The sequence below is a fragment of the Mesorhizobium sp. LNHC221B00 genome (assembly GCF_000502935.1).
GTDB lineage: Bacteria > Pseudomonadota > Alphaproteobacteria > Rhizobiales > Rhizobiaceae > Mesorhizobium > Mesorhizobium opportunistum.
Genome location: NZ_AYWR01000013.1, coordinates 115,210 through 134,439, shown reverse-complemented (window position 1 = coordinate 134,439; position 19,230 = coordinate 115,210). Strand labels below are relative to the sequence as shown.

Annotated in this window: 22 protein-coding genes and 1 pseudogene; 8 read left to right on the top strand and 15 right to left on the bottom strand. The window is 63.2% G+C overall.

What is annotated here, in order from left to right; all coding sequences use genetic code 11:
- Positions 1-53: 53 nt before the first annotated feature.
- A complete protein-coding gene (locus X741_RS148765; protein ID WP_023778705.1) occupies positions 54-743 on the top strand; it encodes an HAD family phosphatase in 690 nt (229 codons plus the stop codon).
- A gap of 163 nt (positions 744-906) precedes the next feature.
- On the opposite strand, the gene X741_RS148770 is transcribed toward X741_RS148765, so the two are convergent.
- Positions 907-1,635, bottom strand: a complete 729-nt coding sequence (locus X741_RS148770; protein ID WP_023778704.1) for a hypothetical protein — start codon at positions 1,633-1,635, stop codon at positions 907-909.
- A 129-nt stretch (positions 1,636-1,764) separates the two neighbouring features.
- Here X741_RS148770 and thrC point away from each other — a divergent pair, with 129 nt between their 5' ends.
- Genes thrC through X741_RS148790 form a run of 4 tightly spaced genes read left to right on the top strand, consistent with a single transcriptional unit; the run spans position 1,765 to position 7,971 of the window.
- The gene (gene thrC / locus X741_RS148775; protein ID WP_023778703.1) at positions 1,765-3,162 is read left to right on the top strand and encodes a threonine synthase; all 1,398 of its coding nucleotides are present in this window, start codon (positions 1,765-1,767) and stop codon (positions 3,160-3,162) included.
- A gap of 14 nt (positions 3,163-3,176) precedes the next feature.
- Complete coding sequence (locus tag X741_RS148780; RefSeq protein ID WP_013896639.1) at positions 3,177-4,469, top strand: pitrilysin family protein; 1,293 nt, start codon at positions 3,177-3,179, stop codon at positions 4,467-4,469.
- 14 nt (positions 4,470-4,483) lie between these two features.
- On the top strand, positions 4,484-5,080 hold the full coding sequence (locus X741_RS148785; RefSeq protein ID WP_023764475.1) for a GNAT family protein: 597 nt from the start codon (positions 4,484-4,486) through the stop codon (positions 5,078-5,080).
- A gap of 2 nt (positions 5,081-5,082) precedes the next feature.
- The gene (locus X741_RS148790) at positions 5,083-7,971 is read left to right on the top strand and encodes an EAL domain-containing protein (protein WP_013896641.1); all 2,889 of its coding nucleotides are present in this window, start codon (positions 5,083-5,085) and stop codon (positions 7,969-7,971) included.
- Between the two features lie 157 nt (positions 7,972-8,128).
- Here the strand turns inward: X741_RS148790 and X741_RS148795 are convergent, their stop codons facing one another.
- Complete coding sequence (locus tag X741_RS148795) at positions 8,129-8,737, bottom strand: YqgE/AlgH family protein (RefSeq protein WP_013896642.1); 609 nt, start codon at positions 8,735-8,737, stop codon at positions 8,129-8,131.
- 170 nt (positions 8,738-8,907) lie between these two features.
- Between X741_RS148795 and X741_RS148800 the strand changes: the two genes are divergently transcribed.
- The 3 genes from X741_RS148800 to X741_RS148810 all read left to right on the top strand — a co-directional run bounded on the left by X741_RS148800 (position 8,908) and on the right by X741_RS148810 (position 10,853).
- Positions 8,908-9,714, top strand: coding sequence for a protein-disulfide reductase DsbD domain-containing protein (locus X741_RS148800; RefSeq protein WP_023778702.1), 807 nt, complete (start codon positions 8,908-8,910; stop codon positions 9,712-9,714).
- Positions 9,715-9,795: 81 nt separating this feature from the next.
- Entirely contained in the window at positions 9,796-10,278 is a 483-nt protein-coding gene (locus X741_RS148805) for a peroxiredoxin (protein ID WP_023778701.1), read from the top strand.
- A 98-nt stretch (positions 10,279-10,376) separates the two neighbouring features.
- Positions 10,377-10,853: a DUF2938 domain-containing protein gene (locus tag X741_RS148810; protein WP_023778700.1), complete on the top strand. Its 477-nt coding sequence runs from the start codon at positions 10,377-10,379 to the stop codon at positions 10,851-10,853.
- Positions 10,854-10,857: 4 nt separating this feature from the next.
- Here X741_RS148810 and X741_RS1000000171075 read toward each other — a convergent pair.
- The 13 genes and pseudogenes from X741_RS1000000171075 to X741_RS148870 form a co-directional block, all read right to left on the bottom strand.
- Positions 10,858-11,167: pseudogene (locus tag X741_RS1000000171075) on the bottom strand (type II toxin-antitoxin system RelE/ParE family toxin).
- Positions 11,157-11,438, bottom strand: coding sequence for a type II toxin-antitoxin system ParD family antitoxin (locus tag X741_RS148815; RefSeq protein ID WP_023778699.1), 282 nt, complete (start codon positions 11,436-11,438; stop codon positions 11,157-11,159). Before X741_RS148815 ends, X741_RS1000000171075 begins: the two are co-directional and overlap by 11 nt.
- Positions 11,439-11,561: 123 nt before the next feature.
- On the bottom strand, positions 11,562-12,134 hold the full coding sequence (locus X741_RS148820; RefSeq protein WP_023778698.1) for a histidine phosphatase family protein: 573 nt from the start codon (positions 12,132-12,134) through the stop codon (positions 11,562-11,564).
- 38 nt (positions 12,135-12,172) lie between these two features.
- Positions 12,173-12,703: a ribonuclease HI gene (rnhA, locus tag X741_RS148825; RefSeq protein ID WP_023778697.1), complete on the bottom strand. Its 531-nt coding sequence runs from the start codon at positions 12,701-12,703 to the stop codon at positions 12,173-12,175.
- Complete coding sequence (locus X741_RS148830; RefSeq protein WP_023764481.1) at positions 12,700-13,662, bottom strand: homoserine kinase; 963 nt, start codon at positions 13,660-13,662, stop codon at positions 12,700-12,702. The genes rnhA and X741_RS148830 overlap by 4 nt, the downstream gene beginning before the upstream one ends.
- 5 nt (positions 13,663-13,667) lie before the next feature.
- Complete coding sequence (gene ispH, locus X741_RS148835; RefSeq protein WP_023778696.1) at positions 13,668-14,678, bottom strand: 4-hydroxy-3-methylbut-2-enyl diphosphate reductase; 1,011 nt, start codon at positions 14,676-14,678, stop codon at positions 13,668-13,670.
- Positions 14,679-14,798: 120 nt separating this feature from the next.
- Complete coding sequence (locus tag X741_RS148840) at positions 14,799-15,554, bottom strand: SURF1 family protein (RefSeq protein WP_023778695.1); 756 nt, start codon at positions 15,552-15,554, stop codon at positions 14,799-14,801.
- A complete protein-coding gene (locus tag X741_RS148845) occupies positions 15,551-15,937 on the bottom strand; it encodes a DUF983 domain-containing protein (protein ID WP_023764484.1) in 387 nt (128 codons plus the stop codon). Before X741_RS148845 ends, X741_RS148840 begins: the two co-directional genes overlap by 4 nt.
- A 20-nt stretch (positions 15,938-15,957) precedes the next feature.
- Positions 15,958-16,449, bottom strand: a complete 492-nt coding sequence (locus X741_RS148850; RefSeq protein WP_023778694.1) for a L,D-transpeptidase family protein — start codon at positions 16,447-16,449, stop codon at positions 15,958-15,960.
- Positions 16,450-16,557: 108 nt separating this feature from the next.
- Entirely contained in the window at positions 16,558-17,436 is an 879-nt protein-coding gene (locus X741_RS148855; protein ID WP_023778693.1) for a cytochrome c oxidase subunit 3, read from the bottom strand.
- Position 17,437: 1 nt separating this feature from the next.
- The gene (locus X741_RS148860) at positions 17,438-18,064 is read right to left on the bottom strand and encodes a cytochrome c oxidase assembly protein (RefSeq protein WP_023778692.1); all 627 of its coding nucleotides are present in this window, start codon (positions 18,062-18,064) and stop codon (positions 17,438-17,440) included.
- Complete coding sequence (locus X741_RS148865) at positions 18,064-18,228, bottom strand: hypothetical protein (protein ID WP_013896657.1); 165 nt, start codon at positions 18,226-18,228, stop codon at positions 18,064-18,066. Before X741_RS148865 ends, X741_RS148860 begins: the two co-directional genes overlap by 1 nt.
- The gene (locus X741_RS148870; RefSeq protein ID WP_023778691.1) at positions 18,225-19,169 is read right to left on the bottom strand and encodes a heme o synthase; all 945 of its coding nucleotides are present in this window, start codon (positions 19,167-19,169) and stop codon (positions 18,225-18,227) included. Before X741_RS148870 ends, X741_RS148865 begins: the two co-directional genes overlap by 4 nt.
- Between the last annotated feature and the right edge of the window lie 61 nt (positions 19,170-19,230).

Here is a 19,230-nt window from a genome sequence, read left to right as displayed (position 1 = left end):
CGCCGCCTGAGCCCGTAGCGGCCATCCCTCCATCCTCCTTGTCCCGGATCGTCATGCCCCAGCCAGATCTTGTCATCTTCGATTGCGACGGCGTGCTCGTCGATTCCGAAATCATCGCCGCGCGGGTCGAGGCCGAACTGATAACCCTGGCCGGATACGAGGTCTCGGCCGAGGAAATCGCCGAGACCTATGCCGGCCTGACCTTCAAGGACATTTTGATGCGGATCGAGGAGAAGTCCAAAATCCCGTTCCAGGTGTCGCTGATCGATCGCGCCGAAGAACTGGTCGACCGGAAGCTGCGCAGCGACGTGCGTGCCCTCGAAGGCGTGCGCGAGGCGGTTGCATCGGTCACGACGCAACGCTGCATCTGCTCCAATTCACGCTCGGAGCGGATAGAATTCATGCTGGAGAAGGTGCACCTGCTGCCGTTTTTCGCCGGCCGCATCTTCTCGGCGCTGGAAACGCCCACCGGCAAAACGAAGCCGGCTCCGGACGTTTTCCTGTTGGCGGCGGAGAAACTCAACGCCAACCCGGCGAATACTTTCGTCATCGAGGATTCCGTGCACGGCGTCCATGGCGCCAGGGCCGCCGGCATGCGCGTGATCGGCTTCACCGGCGCCAGCCACAGCTACCCCGGCCATGCCGATGCGCTGACGGAAGCCGGCGCCGAGACGGTGATCCGCCGCTGGGCTGAACTGAAAAGCGTGATCGCCGCACTGTCGGAGTGGTCGGCGGACGCCTGACAAGCGTCCAGCCCGATGCACGCGGGCCTTGAGCAATTCCAGGAAAAGTGTGACACGGTTTTCCCGGGAAAAGCGCGTAGCGCTTTCCCTTGGGAATTGTGTAAAAACAAAGAGATGGAGCGGTTCGCCGTTTCCGTGAAACGGTGAAATGCTCTGAGGCCGCTCAGTTTGTCGCGGCCGCCCGCTTCCTGTGGGTCTTCTTCGGCTTGTCCGTCGTCGTCTTGGGCGCGGTTTCGTCATAACCGGCGTAGGCCTGATAGTCCGGCGCCGTCGGAGCCGGCACGACGACATTGGAATCGGTGAACACGAACTGTGTGGCGACCGAAGGATCGGTGACCTGGACCTGATACTGGTGAATCTGCGAATAGAGCACGTCGGTGCCGTGCATCACCGCGGTGCGGATCGGCATGGTGATGGTTCCGGGCGAGAACTTCGGCCCCGGCACGATCTTGCCGGCGACCGCGATCTTCATCGTCAGCTGCCCGTCGGCACGGCTGCAATCGCGGGTCACGTCGGCGATCGACGCCTGATAGATGATCCTCGCCGAATCGTCCGGCGGCGTGGCCGCGGCGGCGTCGGCCGCAGCCTGGGCGGCAGCGTCGGCCTCGGCGTCGCCGGTCTTCTTGAGCTTGGGCTTGGGCTTCCGAGCTTCGTTGGCATAGGTGTTGAAGAAGGCGGTGCCGTCGCGCACCGTCACTCTCGGGCAATAGGCGTTCAACTGGCTGGCCAGAATCTTGGGATCCTGCGGCGGTGGCGGCGCGGTCGGGTCCTTCTTGCCGAAACCGAGGTTAAGGATGCCATTGTCGCCCGATTGGCAACCGGCGGCGGCGAGCATAAAGCCGGTAAGCGCCAGACCCGCCACAAAGCGACCGCTAAATGTATGAAACGCCATGAAACTCCCACTTCCCTCTCGCAAAGCTGGTGACGTATATCAACGGCGCGGCAAAAATGCGACTGAGCCAGCGCAGAAATTAACCACCTTGTGGTGAACGGAAAGCCACACGGCAAACGGATCTGTGACATGCAATATGTGAGTACCCGTGGGGAAGCGCCCGCGCTTGGATTTTCCGACGCCGTGCTGGCGGGCCTGGCGCGTGATGGCGGGCTCTATGTGCCGCGCGAGTGGCCGCAGTTTTCGCCGTCCGAGATCCGCGCCATGCGCGGCCTTGCCTATCCCGACCTTGCGATCCGCGTGCTGTCGCCCTTCCTTGGCGGCGAAATCCCGGCGCCGGTCTTCGAGCGCCTAGTGCGTGAAGCCTATGCCACCTTCCGCCACGAAGCCGTCTGCCCGCTGGTGCAGATCACTCCCAACACCTTCGTCCTCGAACTTTTCCATGGCCCGACGCTGGCTTTCAAGGACGTGGCGATGCAGTTGCTCGCCCGGCTGATGGACCATGTGCTCGCCGAGCGCGACCAGCATGCCACCAACGTCGGCGCCACGTCGGGCGATACCGGCGGGGCGGCCATCGACGCCTTTGCCGGGCGCAGCCGCACCGACATCTTCATCCTCTTCCCGCATGGCCGCGTCTCGCCCGTGCAGCAGCGGCAGATGACGACATCGACCGCGCAGAACGTTCACGCGCTGGCGATCGAAGGCAATTTCGACGATTGCCAGGGCCTGCTCAAGGACATGTTCAACGATCACGGCTTTCGCGACCGGGTGGCACTTTCGGGGGTCAACTCGATCAACTGGGCCCGCATCATGGCCCAGATCGTCTATTATTTCTCGTCGGCCTTGTCGCTCGGCGCACCGGACAGGCCCGTATCCTTCACCGTGCCGACCGGCAATTTCGGCGATATCTTCGCCGGCTACGCGGCCAAGAAGATGGGCCTGCCGATCGAAAGGCTGGTCATCGCCACCAACGACAACGACATATTGGCGCGCACCTTCGAGACCGGCGAATACCGCACAAAGGGCGTCTTCGCGACCACCTCGCCGTCGATGGACATCCAGGTGTCGTCGAATTTCGAGCGCCTGCTGTTCGAGGCCTCCGGCCGCAATGCCTCGACCGTGCGGCGTTACATGGCGGGGCTCAAGCAGTCGGGTGCTTTCAGCATAGAAACCCAGGAAATCACTGGGATGCGGACCGAATTCGACGCCGGCCGTGCCGATATGGACCAAGTCGCTGCCACCATCCGCTCAACGCTTGCGGCCAGCAATTACCTGCTCGATCCGCATACGGCGGCAGCGGTCCACGTCGCCGCAGGCAGGCCCGCCGGTACCGTGCCGATGGTGGTGCTGGGCACGGCTCATCCGGCAAAGTTTCCAGCCGCGGTCGAAGCCGCCAGCGGTATCCACCCCGCCCTGCCTGCATGGCTAGGCGGGTTGATGACGGCAGAGGAAAAATACACGGTACTTCCATCCGACCTGAAAATGGTGGAAGATTACGTCAGCCGCCGCGCGCGAGCGGCGCGTTAGGGAGTAAGAGCCATATGGGTGTTGAGGTAAGCCGTCTGTCGAACGGCCTGACAGTCGCCACCGAAACCCTTCCAAGTATCGAATCGGTTGCCCTTGGTGCCTGGGTCAAGTCCGGTGCGCGCAACGAGCGTGACGACGAGCATGGCATGGCCCATTTGCTCGAGCACATGGCGTTCAAGGGTACAAAGCGGCGAAGCGCTTTCGAAATAGCCTCGGAAATCGAGGATGTCGGCGGCGAGATCAACGCCGCCACCAGTGTCGAGACGACGTCCTACTATGCGAGGGTGCTGTCCGACGACGTGCCGCTGGCCGTCGATATCCTGTCCGACATCCTGCAGGAGTCCGAATTCGACCCGCAGGAACTCGAGCGCGAGCAGCACGTCATCCTGCAGGAGATCGGCGCCGCGCACGATACGCCCGACGATATCGTCTTCGACCGTTTCACCGAGACGGCCTTTCGCCACCAGACCATCGGCCGCTCGATCCTGGGCACGCCGGAGACCGTCAAATCCTTCACGTCCAAGCAGTTGCACGATTTCATCGAGCGCCAGTATGGCGCCGAGCGGATGGTGATCGTGGCTGCCGGCGACATCAAGCATGACAATTTCGTGCGCGAGGTCGAAAAGCAGCTCGGCGGCTTCCGCAGCAAGGCCGACAGCACCATTCCGCAATACGCGCAATATGTCGGCGGCGATTTCCGCGAGGATCGCGACCTGATGGACGCGCAGATTGTGCTGGGTTTCGAAGGCCGCGCCTACCATGTGCGCGACTTCTACGCCTCGCAGGTGCTGTCGATGATCCTTGGCGGCGGCATGTCATCGCGCCTGTTCCAGGAAGTCCGCGAGAAGCGCGGCCTGTGCTATTCGGTCTATGCTTTCCACTGGGGCTTTTCAGACACCGGCATCTTCGGCGTCCATGCCGCGACCGGGCAGAGCGACATCGCGGAGCTCGTGCCGGTCATCATCGACGAGCTGCAGAAGGCCGGCGAGAGCATCCTGCAGGAAGAACTCGACCGGGCGCGCGCCCAATATCGGGCCGGGCTGATCATGTCCGCCGAAAGCCCGGCCAGCCGTGCCTCGCAGATCGCGCGGCAACTGCTTCTGTTCGGCCGCCCGATCGCCAAGGAAGAGCTGATGGAGCGCCTGTCGGCGCTGACCATCGAACGGCTGACCGACCTGTCGTCGCGGATGTTCTCGACCAAGCCGACGCTTACCGCTGTCGGGCCTGTGGGTACGCTGGCACCATATGAGGCGATCCTCGATTCGCTTCCGGGTACGCAGACCACGGCCCGCAGGCTCGCCGTCTAAGCCCCCAAAGCGTCGTGTTCGCGCTCCCTTTCTTTCGCCGTGACCTGCCGGCACTGAAGGGCGAACGCGTGACGTTGCGCGTGCCGCTGACTAACGACTATCGCGAGTGGTCGGCGGTGCGCGGCGAAAGCCGCGCCTTCCTGGAACCGTGGGAACCGCGCTGGACGCCCGATGAGCTCGACCGCACGGCATGGCGGCTGCGCATCAGCCGTTACCGCGAGGACTATGCACAAGGAACAGCGATCGCCTTCTTCATCTTCGAGAAGTCGAGTGGCAAGCTGGCGGGCGGAATCACGCTCGGCAACATTCGCCACGGTGTCTCGCAAAGCGGCCATATCGGCTACTGGATCGGCGAGCGCTTCGGCGGCCGTGGCCTGATGACCGACGCGGTCAAGCTGGTGGCCCGCTTCGCCTTCGATACGCTGAGGTTGCACCGGATCGAAGCGGCTTGTATCCCCGACAATATCCGGTCGATCCGCGTGCTTGAAAAAGCCGGATTCCAGCGCGAAGGACTTCTTCGATCCTATCTCAGGATCAATGGCATCTGGCAGGACCACTACCTCTACGCCCGGATCGCGGACGATCCGCCGGGCGCTGGAACGAAGGACTGATTTTGACGAATTTCCTGCGAAACGGGCCGCTGTTCGCCTTTATCATTGCGACGATCCTGACGCTGTGCGCGGCTTCGTCGGCCTTCGCCGTCGAGCCGATCAAGATTGCCCGCGACGACGTCGCGCTCGACCTTTCGGGCGCCGTCGAGATCTACCGCAACCAGGGCGAGAATTTCCAGGTGTCGACCGCACCCGGGCCGGACGGCATCGTGCGGCGCATCGAGGTCGAGGCCAACGATGCACGCTCGACCGGCGACTGGGCGGTGTTCGCGCTCGCCAACACCACCGACCAGCAGCTCGACCGGCTGATTGTCGCGCCGCATTTCAGGCTGGTGAATTCCGGCATCTTCTGGCCCGACCTCGGCTCGACCCGCATCGCCGCAATCACGCCCAGCGAAGGCTTCGCGCTCGACCGCCAGACCAGCCCGGATGCCGACGTGTTCCGGGTGACGCTTAACCCCGGCACGGTGATCACCTTCATCGCCGAGCTCGCCTCGCCGAAGCTGCCGCAGGTCTATCTGTGGGATCCCGAATCCTACAAGGACTCGGTCAATTCCTACACGCTGTTTCGCGGCATCGTCATCGGCATTGCCGGCCTTCTGGCGCTGTTCCTGACCATCCTTTTCGTGGTCAAGGGAACCTCGATGTTCCCGGCAACCGCGGCACTCGCCTGGGCGGTGCTCGCCTATATCTGCGTCGATTTCGGTTTCCTCAACAAGATCATAGAGATATCGCCCGGCAACGAGCAGATGTGGCGAGCGGGAACGGAGGTGGCGCTCGCGGCGACCTTCGTGGTCTTCCTGTTCGCCTATCTCAACCTCAACCGATGGCACGGCCATTTCAGCTATGGCGCGCTGGTCTGGATCCTCGGGCTGGTGCTGATCGCCGGTGTCGCCATCGTCGATCCGGCGGTTGCCGCCGGCATCGCCAGGATATCCTTCGCCGCCACGGCGCTGACCGGGCTCGGCCTGATCATCTTCCTCGGGATTCGCGGCTATGACCGGGCCATCATGCTGGTGCCCAGTTGGGTCATGGTGCTGCTGTGGCTCTGTGGATCGTGGATGGCGATCACCGGCATGCTCGACAACGACATCGCCCAGCCGGCGCTCGGCGGCGGCTTGATACTGATCATCCTGTTGATCGGCTTCACCGTCATGCAGCACGCCTTTGCCGGCGGTGCATTGCACCAGGGGCTGTTCTCCGACCTCGAGCGCCAGGCGCTGGCGGTGGCCGGATCGGGCGATACGGTGTGGGACTGGGACGTGCTGCGCGACCGCGTGGTGACCAAGCCCGATGTCAGCATCCAGCTCGGCCTGGCCCCCAACAGCCTGGGGGGTGCGGCACGCAACTGGCTGCCGGTGCTGCATGCCGACGACCGCGACACGTTCCGCACGACGCTCGACGTGGTGCTGGAGCACCGCCGCGGACGGGTGTCGCAGAACTTCCGCCTGCGCGGCGCCGACGGGCATTATCACTGGTTCGCCTTGCGCGCCCGCCCGGTCATCGGATCGGACGGCGAGGTCATCCGCTGCGTCGGCACCATGGTCGATGTCACCGAGCAAAAAAAATCCGAGGAACGGCTGCTGCACGATGCCGTGCACGACAACTTGACCGGCCTGCCGAACCGCGAACTGTTCATGAACCGGCTGGAGGCGATCATCTCGATCGCCCGCACCGAGGAAAAGGTGCGGCCGACCGTATTCGTCATCGACATCGACCGCTTCAAGCAGGTCAATGACGGGCTAGGCATCTCGGCCGGCGACACCATCCTGCTCACCATCGCGCGCCGGCTGCATCGGCTCTTGAAGCCGAAGGATTCGCTGTCACGCTTCGCCGGCGATCAATTCGCCCTGATGCTGCTTTCCGAACAAGACCCTGCCCGCATCGCCGGCGTGGCCGATGCCATCAAGCATGCGATTAACAATCCGATCACCTTCGCCAAGCGCGAGATCGTGCTGACCGCCTCGATCGGCCTGATCACCTGGACCTCGGCGCAGACCTCGGCCGAGGACATGGTCAAGGACGCCGAGCTTGCCATGCATCAGGCCAAGCGTTTCGGCGGCGACAGGATCGAGCCGTTCCGCCCGGCTTTCCGCACCGTCGGCACCGACCGGCTGCAGTTCGAATCCGACCTGCGGCGCGCCATCGAGCGGCGCGAATTCACGCTTGCCTACCAGCCGATCGTGCGGTTGGAGGACGGCAGCGTCGCCGGCTTCGAGGCCTTGCTGCGCTGGGATCATCCGCGCCGCGGCATGATCCCGCCTGCCGATTTCATCCCCGTCGCCGAAAGCTGCGGGCTGATCGTCCAGCTTGGGCTGTTCGCCATGCAGCAGGCGGCCGAGGATCTTGCCGGATGGCAAAAGCAGATCGGCGACGCGCCGCTGTCGGTCTCGGTCAACCTGTCCAGCCGCCAGCTCATCCGCCGCGACCTGGTCAGCGACGTCCGCTCCGTCATCGCACGGGCCAACCTGAAGCCGCGCTGCTTCCGGCTCGAACTCACCGAATCCCTGGTGATGGACAATCCGGAACAGACCGCCCACGTGCTGACGAAGCTGAAGCAGCTCGGCATCGGCCTGTCGCTGGACGATTTCGGCACCGGCTATTCCTCGCTCGCCTATCTGACGCGTTTCCCCTTCGACACCATCAAGATCGACAAGAGTTTTGTCGACGACAGCACACCTAAGCGCGCCGTGCTGCTCAAATCCATGGTCAACATGGCCCATGAGCTCGGCCTTTCGGTGGTGGCCGAGGGCATTTCAGACGAACGCGATGCGCTGGAACTGCGCCAGATGGGCTGCGAATATGTGCAGAGCTTCATGTTCGGCGCGCCTATGCCAGGCGACCAGGTGCTGAAGACGCTGAAGGAGCAATATCCGCTGACGCAGGCTTAGAGGCCGTTTGGAAACTCTGCTCCTGCGGCCATGTGATGGCGCTTTCTGCGCTTCCGGTGCTCACGTACCTAAGTACGCTCCGCTCCGGTTCTCGAAATCACCATCATATGACTCGCATGAGCGAGTTTCGAAACGGCCTCTGTGTCGGCCTGATGGGTCAGGCGTGTCCGGCGGCGAGGCTGAGATGCGCCAGATCGATGCCGATCGAGGCGAGGATACGATCGTATTTGCGCTCGATGTCGGCGTCGAACAGAAGTTCGGGGCTGGCCGGGCAGGTCAGCCAGCCATTCTCGGCGATCTCGGTTTCCAGTTGGCCGGCGCCCCAGCCGGAATAACCCAGCGCCATCAGCGCGCGGCGAGGCCCGCGACCCGACGAAATGGCGCGCAATATGTCGACGGTCGCGGTCAGGCAGATGTCATCGGAAACGGACAGCGACGATTCCACGCGGTAGTCGCCCGAATGCAGGACGAAACCCCGGCTGCGATCGACAGGCCCGCCATTGCGCACGACGAAATCGCGCGCCTGCGCGGGCAAGCGGATCGCCTCCTGCTCGTTCATGATGCCGAGCTGCACCAACAGGTCCGGAAACAGCATCTGCTGGGTCTGGTTGATGATCAGGCCCATCGCGCCTTCATCGCTGTGCGCGCAGACATAGATGACCGAGCGCGTGAAACGGTCGTCCTTCATGCCGGGCATGGCAATCAGGAACTGATCGTCGAGAAAGCCGCGTCCAGCGGCTGTCTTCTTGTGGCGCAACAAATCCATGGCAGCGAGGGTAACGCGTTTCCCCGGCGCCGAAAAGATGCGCAGCGGTGGATTCGACCAAAGCCCTGCCGCCAGGCCCGCATAGTTTGTCCGCAAGGGTCACGCAAATATGATATCGGCAAGGCCATGAAATCATTGCACCGCCACGAACGGACGATCAAATCACCGCCATGCAAAGCTTGAAAATCCTGTTGCTCGGCGCCGTCATCGCTTCGGCAAGCATCGTTCCCGCCATAGCGTCCTCGTCGGCATGGTACAGCAGCGAAGGCGGCAAGGTGCGGCTGGTGACGTCAGGCAAGCCGGACAATGCCGGCCGCATCCAGGGCGTTCTCGACATTGCGTTAAAGCCGGGCTGGAAGACCTACTGGCGTGATCCGGGCGACGCCGGCGTGCCGCCGCAACTCGATGTTTCCGCCAGCACCAACATCACAGATGCCAAGCTGTCCTTTCCGGCGCCGCAGCGTCATGACGATGGTTATGGCAAATGGGCAGGTTACGATTATCCGGTGTCGCTGCCGGTGGTGTTCACGCTGTCGGCGGCCAAGGATCAGGCCGTCATCGACGCCAACGTCTTTCTCGGCATCTGCGAAACGATCTGCATCCCCGTGCAGACGCGGCTGACCGTCGACCCCGCTTCCGACCCGGACAATGCCGAGGATGCGGCACTGGTGAAGGCGAGCTTCGCGGCGTTGCCCGCACCGGCAAGGTCCGATTTCGGCATCAATGTCCTGCCCGGCGATCATGAGACGCTGGTTGTCGAGGCGAGTTTTCCGGGCGATCCGGAGGCGGCGGATTTCTTCGTCGCCGGCGAGCGGGACTACATGTTCGGCCCCCCTTCGCGCAGTGAAAAGGACGGCAAGCTGATCTTCACCGTACCGATCCTCGACCGCCCTTCGACGACACCAACCGATGGCGGGCTTCACTATACACTGACGAGTTCGGCGGGCGCGGTCGAAGGGCTTCTGCCTTTCCCGTGATGTCCTGCCTCGAGAGTTGCAGGACGCCGCCGAGTTCGCTACGCAGGCACGCATCCTTCCCATTCCCCAAGCGAGGAACTCATGACCATTTCCGTTGGCGACAAGCTGCCTGAAGCGACCTTCAAGACGATGACCGCCGACGGCGCCAAGGCGATCACGTCAGCCGAGATTTTCTCCGGCAAGAAGGTCGTGCTGTTCGGCGTTCCCGGCGCCTTCACGCCGACCTGCAGCAACAACCACCTGCCCGGCTACATCGAGAACCACGACGCCATCCTGGCGCGCGGCGTCGACACCATCGCCGTCGTCTCGGTCAACGATGTCCACGTCATGGGCGCCTGGGCGCGCTTCACCGGCGGCGAGGGCAAGATCCTGTTCCTTGCCGACGGCAATGGCGATTTCGCCAAGGCGGTCGGCCTCGATAACGACCTTTCCGCGGGCGGCATGGGCCTGCGCTCGAAGCGGTTTTCGATGATCGTCGACGACGGCAAGGTCACCGCGGTCAACGTCGAGACCAAGCCCGGCGTCGACGAGTCCGGTGCGGCTCATATTCTCGGACAGCTCTGAGCTCAACGACGGCGTCGGGCGTGCGGGGCCACAGTAGCCGCCCTCGCCCGACGATCGAGTTTGTAGTCCAGAAGTGACAATTTGGGGGGATTACAACGATGTTTGACATCCTCTGGCGCGCGGTCGCGATCGGCATCGGCGCCACGGCGCTGATGGATATCTGGGCCTTCTTCCTCCACTACGCATTCGGCCAGCCGCGGCCGAATTGGGGGCCTGTCGGCCGCTGGGTCTGGCACTTGCGCGACAAGGTCTTCCACGACGATATCGGCGTGGCCGCGCCCTACGCGAATGAGGTGGCGCTGGGCTGGGCGTTTCATTATTTCGTCGGCATCGTCTACGGCATCATCCTGGTCGTGGTGGCAGGAGCCGCCTGGCTTGCGGCGCCGACTTTCCTGCCGGCTTTCATCCTGGGCATCGTCACTGTCGGCGCCGGCTGGTTCCTGCTGGCGCCTGGGATGGGTGCCGGATGGGCGGCGTCGAAGCGGCCCAATCCGATGCAGATCCGGGCACTCAACCTGGTCTCGCACACCGTGTTCGCGATTGGGCTTTGGGGCACTGCGCTGCTGATCCGTTAGAGAACTAGAACAGACGGTTCAGATCCCGCCGCCCATCCATCACACGAACGATTTCAACCCACTCAACAGGGCCATCGTCGGTGTCCGGTACCGTTTCGTAGAGCAGTACAAACGGCGCCTCCACCAGCATTCGTGCGGAAGGCCTGATGTCCGGTCGCCTGACACCCATGCGTGGCTGGTCTGCCAGCTGTAAGCCCGCGCTTCCAACTGATCGTAGTAGCGATCGGCCGCCCGTATGTTTTCGCTGCCTATCATACGTAGATGTCGATGAGATCCGCCTTGGCTGTGGGTGACCAGACAAGCCTAACGGCCATTCGGCGAGGCTTCCGTCAGCTTTTGCCGAGCTTCCTTTCGCAACGCGTCGAAATCCACAGGCTCCGGTCTCCCGCTTGCCTTGCCTTCATCCCAGAGCTGCCTCAGCCGGCGGATATCGTCATGCCGCAGTTCGCGCTTGGCCAGCCAATCCCGCATCGCTTCGCGCACAATCTCGCTTGCGGTGGCATACTCGCCCGCTTCCACCGCCTCTCGCATCATCGCGGCCTGTTGCGGGGTCACGGCCACGCTCATTTTTTCCACGTTTGCCATGTAGCTTCCTATTGCTCGATGGTAGGAAATATTACTCCCATCCACGCCCTTGAGCAACTCCAACGCCACCAAGAGGGCTTGCCGACCATATGCTTACGCCGGCTGAACGGGTGCTGGTCAAGACTACCTGTCGATCGGCCGCCATCCGTGGATGACTTGGCGCGCGCCGATATCGTAAGCGAAATAGTTGCCGCCGCCCGGTGGCTGATCCGCTTCGCGGCTGATCTCCCCTCCGGTGAGAGACAGCAGCAGGAGCGTGCCGACGCCGCCATGGCCGACGACGGCAATATCGCCGGCCTGCCTGGTGGCCAGCACGGCGTCGACCTCGCTCACGATCCGGTTCTGGGCATCGATCGCCCGCTCCCATCCGCGAATGCTGCCGTATGGGTTGGCGAAGAACTGGTCCGCGACGGCTTCGAACTCCGGCGGCGGCAGGAAGCCTGTCGCCGACCGGTCGTTCTCATGCATCCGCTGCCTCACCTCGACTGCAAGGCGCAGATGCCTTGCCAGGATCTCGGCGGTTTCCACCGCCTTGCGCTCAGCCGACGAGACGATACGCCGGATCGGCCCGACCCATGGCTGATCGAGCATGGCAATGGCTCGCACCCGCCCGATGTCGGACAGGCCCCATTCCGGCACCGGAACACTGGCATCGACCTGAACCTGGGGATGCGTGATGTAGACCAAGGTCGACACGGCAAAGGCTCCTGCGCGCGAGCGGAACGCCTCGAAGCTCAGTAACTTTGGGTCGAGCGCCGCGCCTTGGCCACCGCCGGCTGCTTTGCCTGCGCTGCCGGCTTCGGCTGCGCTGCAGGTTTGAACGGGCCTTTCTTGAACGGCGCCATGCCTTGCCGCGCCAATTCGTCGGCGCGTTCGTTCTCGACATGGCCATCATGGCCCTTGACCCAGTTCCAGGTGACCTTGTGACGCCGGTTGGCCTCGTCCAGCGCCTGCCAGAGTTCACCGTTCTTGACCGGCTTCTTGTCGGCGGTCTTCCAGCCGTTCTTCTTCCAGCCGTGGATCCACTTGGAAATGCCGTCCATGACATATTTGCTGTCGGTATGAAGTTCGACCGTGCAGGGTTCCTTCAGCGCATTCAGCGCCGAGATGGCCGCCAGCAACTCCATGCGGTTGTTGGTCGTCTCCGCCTCGCCGCCGGAAAGCTCCTTGGTGGCGCCGTTGAAGCGCAGGATAGCGCCCCAGCCGCCTGGACCAGGATTGCCCGAACAGGCGCCGTCGGTGAAGATTTCAACTTTCTTGCTCATGCCAGCCCATATTCCGAAGCAGATTTGATCGCCCGATGGAACCGCATCCGTCTGATGTATTCGGTCGGGTCGCGTTTCATGACCAGGCCGCCATCGGGAACGGTGAGCCAGTCGTAGAGCCGGGTCAACATGAACCGCAGCGCAGAACCGCGCGCCAGCATCGGCAGCGCCGTCTTTTCCCCGTCGCTCAGGGGGCGCACGCTCTGATAGCCCTCGAGCAGTGCCTTGCCCTTGGTGAGGTTGAAGGAAAAGTCCTTTTCGAAGCACCAGGCGTTGAGGCAGGTGGCAACGTCGTAGGCGTAGAGGTCGTCGCAAGCGAAATAGAAGTCGATCAGGCCGGAGAGCTTCTCGCCGAGGAAGAAGACATTGTCCGGGAACAGATCGGCGTGGATGATGCCTTGGGGTAGGTCCTTCGGCCAGTTGCGCTCGAAATCGGCGAAGTCGGCGTCGACCTCGGCCGCTAGGCCCGGCTCGACCTCGTCGGCGCGGGCGCGGGACGCGTCCCACAGCTTGCGCCAACCGTCGATGGCGAGCGCGTTGGGGCGGGTCATCGAAAAATCGGCACCGGCCAAATGGAGGGCCGCCAGCGCCCTGCCGACCTCGGCGCAATGCGCTGCCGCCGGACGCCGCAGCGAAAGCCCTTCGAGGAAGGTGATGATGACCGCCGGCCGACCGGCCAGCGTACCGATGACGCTGCCGTCATGCGCGGTCACCGGCAGCGGGCAGGACACGCCCTTGTTGGCAAGATGCCTCATCAGGCCGAGGAAAAACGGCAGATCCGCCTTCTCGACGCGCTTTTCGTAAAGCGTCAGGATGTAGGAGCCGCTGGAGGTGTGCAGCAGGAAGTTCGAATTCTCGGTGCCTTCCGCGATGCCCTTGTAGGATAGGAGATCGCCGACCGGGTAGTGCTTCAGGAAAGCGCCGAGTTCGCCTTCCGCAACATCGGTGTAGACAGCCATGGATCTTACGCAGCCCCGTTGACGAAGGCCATGTCGGCCGGCGTCAGTTCGACATCGCGCAATACCCGCATGACCGGGAAATCCTCCGTTTCGGTGGCCGTGATGGCCAGGTCGATGGTCACATCGAAGCGCTGGCGGAACGCGTCGATGATTTCGTCGACGATGATCTCCGGTGCCGACGCCCCCGCGGACAGGCCAAGCGTCGAGATGTTGCCGATGTCATTCCACGGAATCTCGGCGGCGCGCTGCACGAGAAGCGACATCGTGGCGCCGGCTCGCTCCGCCACTTCGACAAGGCGGCGCGAATTGGAGGAATTGGGGGCACCGACGATCAAATAGAGGTCAGCACCCGGCGCGGTATCCTTGACGGCTTCCTGGCGGTTGGTGGTGGCATAGCAGATCGATTCCGCCGCCGGCGCCTGCAGGTCGGGAAAGCGCTCCTGCAGCGCCCGGATGATACCGGCGGTGTCCTCGACCGACAGCGTGGTCTGGGTGACGAAGCCGAGCGCATGCGGATCGGCGGGCGCAAGGCTGGCCGCATCGGCCTCGGTCTCGACCAGCGTCACGGCACCTTCCGGCAGTTGCCCCATCGTGCCGATCACCTCGGGATGCCCGGCATGGCCGATCAAGAGGACATGGCGGCCGAGCCGCTGATGGCGCATCGCCTGCTTGTGGACCTTGGAGACCAGCGGGCATGTGGCGTCGAGATAGAACAGGTTGCGCGCCTGGGCATCCGCCGGCACCGACTTCGGCACGCCATGCGCGGAGAAGACGACCGGCGACTGCCGGTGTTCGGCCGGAATCTCGGAAAGCTCTTCGATAAAGACGGCGCCAAGGCTTTGCAGTCCCTCGACGACATAACGGTTGTGCACGATCTCGTGGCGGACATAGACCGGCGCGCCATATTTCTTCAGCGCCAGCACGACGATCTGGATGGCACGGTCGACGCCGGCGCAAAAGCCGCGCGGCTGGCAGAGCCGGATCGTCAGCGGAGGCTTGGTGGTTGTCTGAAGCATTGAATCCTGGCCGGTTCGTCAGCGCCGAAATGAGGTGCCTACCCCCGCCCTGTCAAGGGTAATGGTAGCAAGGGGTAATGATAGAAAGGGGGGTAATGGTAGAAAGGGGTTCGGTCACCTTCAATCCTCTTTCGCGGGACGGCGAAGCCGCAGGACGAGCACGGCTGCCAGTGCCGCGGCAAGCCCATACCAGGTGACAGCATATTGCAGATGGCTGTTCGGAAGGTCGATGATGGTGACGCCTCCGACCGGCAGACCGCCCGGATTCAGCGTCTTGTCGGCATCGATGAAGATCGGCACCAGGGTGTACCCCGCGGGCAGGCCGGCGCTCCCCGCCATCACGTCGCGATCCTTCCAGTAGAAGATGTTCTTCGCCACATCGTTCTCGGGAAGCATCATCGACGGCTTTGCCGGCAGCGGATTGCGGGCAAGCCCGGTGACCGTGACCTTGCCAGTCACCTGTCCCTTGGCGCGCTTGGCGGCATCCTTGAGGTCGTAAGGTACGAAGCCGCGATTGATCAGGACAAAGCGGCCATCGTCCAGCGCCAGCGGCGTGTAGACGTTGAAGCCGGCCTCGCCTTCCCAGGTTGCATAGAAATGCCGCTCGCCCGAGTGCAGGAAGGTTCCGCTGACGGTGACCGGCGTGTAGTCGACATCCCCGGTCGAGGCGAATTCCTTTTCCACCTCGGCCAGCGGCCGTGGCACCGCATGGGTGCGCTGGTCGATGGTCTGCAGAAGGCCTTCCTTCCAGTGCAGGCGCTGGACCTGCCAGGTGCCGAGCGCCAGCAGGATCAACAGCAGCACAAGGCCAAGGCCGAGCAGCAATAGAGATCGTGGCCGCGAGGGGCCGCTGCCTTTGACGCAGGCCTCGCTCATTCGCCACGATCCAGCCGGCCCTCGGACGCCTTGTTGGCGTATTGCAGCGTCAGCAGCACGCCCTTGATCAGCCGCAGCGCCGTCAGGCACAGCACCAGGGCCATCGGAATCCAGACCAGCAGGTGCAGCCAGAGCGGCGGACTCAGCGTCACTTCGACCCAGAGCGCCAGGCCGACAATGATGAAGCCGATGATCAGGATGACGAAGACCGCCGGCCCGTCGCCGGCATCGGCGAAGGAATAATCGAGGCCGCAATTGACGCAGCGTTTGCCGACGGTGAGGAAGCCGGAAAACAGCCGCCCCTCGCCGCAGCGCGGGCAGCGGCCATGCAGGCCGGCCGAAATCGGCTCGATGGGAGGCCAGATCGCCTTGTCTTCAGTCATGGATGGCCCGTCACTCATGCTTATTGCCCGATCTCGATGGGTGTCCCATCGGCCACCTTTGCCCAGATTTCGTCCATGTCCGAGTCCGTAACGGCAATGCAACCGTCGGTCCAGTCGACCAATTGAAGCAGCCAGCCCCACCAGCCGAAACCGTTTGGCTGGCCGTGGATCATGATCATGCCACCGGCGTCGACATTGCGCCTCTTCGCCGCCGCCAGATCGTCGGCATTGGGATAGGAGACGTGGATCGACTTGTAGGCGATGCTGTTCGGGTTGCGCCAGTCGAGGATATAGCGCCCCTCGGGCGTGCGCTGATCGCCCTCCTGGTGTTTGTGGCCGACCGGAGCGCCACCGAGCGCGATGCCGTAGCTGCGCACCACCTTGTCGTCGCCGATCAGTTCAAGGCGCCGTTCCGCCTTGTGGACACGCACCAGATCGACCTTCTCGGCGGCAAGGGCCGGGAATGCCAGGAGGATAAATGCGCAAATCGCCCGGGAAACCGTCCGCCGCATCGGCAATCGATCGGCGATCATTGCGCCGAAAAGAAGAAGGCGCCGAAAAGAAGAAGGCGACCGCGTCGCCGCGGCCGCCTTCCCGAAATCGAAATGCTAAAGACTGGGTCAGTGGCCTTCGATGACCGCGCCGACCGATCCCCAGACATAGATCGAGGCGAACAGGAACAGCCAGACCACGTCGACGAAGTGCCAGTACCAGGCGGCTGCCTCGAAGCCGAAATGCTGCTTGGGGGCGAAGTCGCCCTTCATCGCCCGGATCAGGCAGACCAGCAGGAAGATGGTGCCGATGATGACATGGAAGCCATGGAAGCCGGTCGCCATGAAGAAGGTGGCGCCGTAGATGGAATCCTTGAAGCCGAACGGAGCGTGCATGTACTCGTAGGCCTGGACCATGGTGAAGAGCATGCCGAGGCCGACGGTCAGCACCAGGCCGTTGACCAGCCCCTTGCGATCGCCATGGATGAGCGAATGGTGCGCCCAGGTGACCGTGGTGCCCGACAGAAGCAGGATGACGGTGTTGTAGAGCGGCAGGTGGAAGGGATCGAGAACCTCCATGCCCTTCGGCGGCCAAACGCCACCGGTAAATGCGTGGCGCGCGTAGTTCTGTGCCTCGCCGGCAAAAAGGCTGGCGTCGAAATAGGCCCAGAACCAGGCAACGAAGAACATCACCTCCGAGGCGATGAACATGATCATGCCGTAGCGCAGGTGCAGCGACACGACCCGCGTGTGGTGGCCCTCATGCGCTTCCTTGATGGTGTCCGACCACCAGGCAAACATGGTGTAGAGGACGATCGCGATGCCGATGAAGAACAGCCACGGATTGGCGATGTTGAAGCCGAAGATCGGGAAGGAGCCGCCCTTCAAATATTCCATGAGGCAAACACCGCCGAAAGCGGTGACGAGCGCCCCCACCGATCCCAGGAAGGGCCACGGGCTTGGATCGACGAGATGATAGTCGTGATGTTGTGCGTGCGCGTCTGCCATATCAACCCCCGAGATTTTCGGTATTTGAAATTGTCTTGCTACTGCCCTTTGCCGGCTCCGAGGAGGCGACCGGCTTGTTCTTCTCGACCGGGAACATCGTATAGGACAGCGTGATCGTCTTCATGTCCTTCAGTTCCGGTACGTTCACAATGTCGGGGTCCACATAGAAGACGACCGGCATGTCCAGCGTCTCGCCGGGCTTCAGCGTCGTATCGGTGAAGCAGAAACACTCGACCTTGTTGAAGTACGGGCCAGCCAGTTCCGGCTGCACGTTGAAGGTGGCGCGGCCGGTAACGGGGCGGTCGAACTTGTTGGTCGCCTGGTAATGCGCCTGCACCGTCTCGCCGATCTTCATCGTCATCGAGCGCTGGACCGGCTGGAACTCCCATGGCACGCCCGCGATGTTGGCGTCGAAGCGGACGGTAATTTCACGGTCTAGCACGCGGCCGGCATACTGTTTTTCGACCCGTTGCGTCGTGCCGCCATAGCCAGTCGCCTGGCAGAACATCTTGTAGAGCGGAACGGCGGCGTAGGCCATGCCGATCATGCCGGTGAAGAAGGCGAGGCAGACAGCCGCGACGATGCGGTTGCTGTTCCTGCCGGCCGGCCTGGATGTCCCGGCGCTCATCACATGGTGCCCAAATTGTGGCCGAACTTAATGATCGTCGCGATGTAGAAAATGACGACCAGCACCGCCAGCGCCAGGCCAATGGCGACGGAACGGCTGCGCCGCGCCTTCTTCTGGCGCTCGGTCAAGGTGACCGTCTCGAGCTTTTCCTCGATCATGGTCATGCCCCACCCATGGCAAGCGCGCGTTCGACCACGCTATCGGCCAGATAGGCGGCGAAGATGGCGAAGAGATAGAGAAGCGAATAGGCGAACAAAGCCTTGGCCGGCTTCATGACGCGGTCGTCGTCGGCCATGCCGAGCACCTTCCACGCATACCAGACAAAGCCAACCCCGAGCAGCACAGCGGCAACGCCATAGATCGGCGTGGTGTAGCCGAGCAGCCACGGCAGCACACCGACCGGCGCCAGCACCAGCGCGTAGGCGAAGATCTGACGGCGGGTCGACGCGTGGCCGGCGACATTCGGCATCATCGGGATGCCGGCGCGTTCGTAGTCCTCGGACTTGAACAGCGCCAAGGCCCAGAAATGCGGTGGCGTCCACAGGAAGATGATCAGGAAGAGGACGATGCTTTCGACGCTGACCGACCCGGTCACCGCGGCCCAGCCGATGACCGGCGGGATCGCACCGGCCGCGCCGCCGATGACGATGTTCTGCGGTGTCCAGCGCTTCAGCCACATCGTGTAGACGACGGCATAGAAGAAGATGGTGAAAGCCAGCAGCGTCGCCGCCAGCCAGTTGGCGAGCACGCCGAGCGTCATCACCGACAGCGCCGACAGCACCAGGCCGAAGGTCAGCGCCTCGTGCGGCTGGATGCGGCCGGACGGCACCGGACGGGTGGCGGTCCTGGTCATCACCGCATCGATGTCGGCGTCGTACCACATGTTGAGCGCGCCCGAGGCACCGGCGCCGATGGCAATAGCCAGGATGGCGATCACCGCCAGCAACGGATTGATGGTCACTGGCGCCGCGACCAGGCCGACAAAGGCCGTGAACACCACCAGGGACATGACGCGCGGCTTCAGCAGGGCGAAGAAATCGCCCGCCGTCGCTTCCGACATGCGGAAGCCGGCTTCGTCAATGCTGGTTTCGTCGACTAGGGCCATGCGTACTCAAGTCCATTATTCCGTTGGCCGAAACCGCCGGCGGACCGGCGGCTTCGTATTC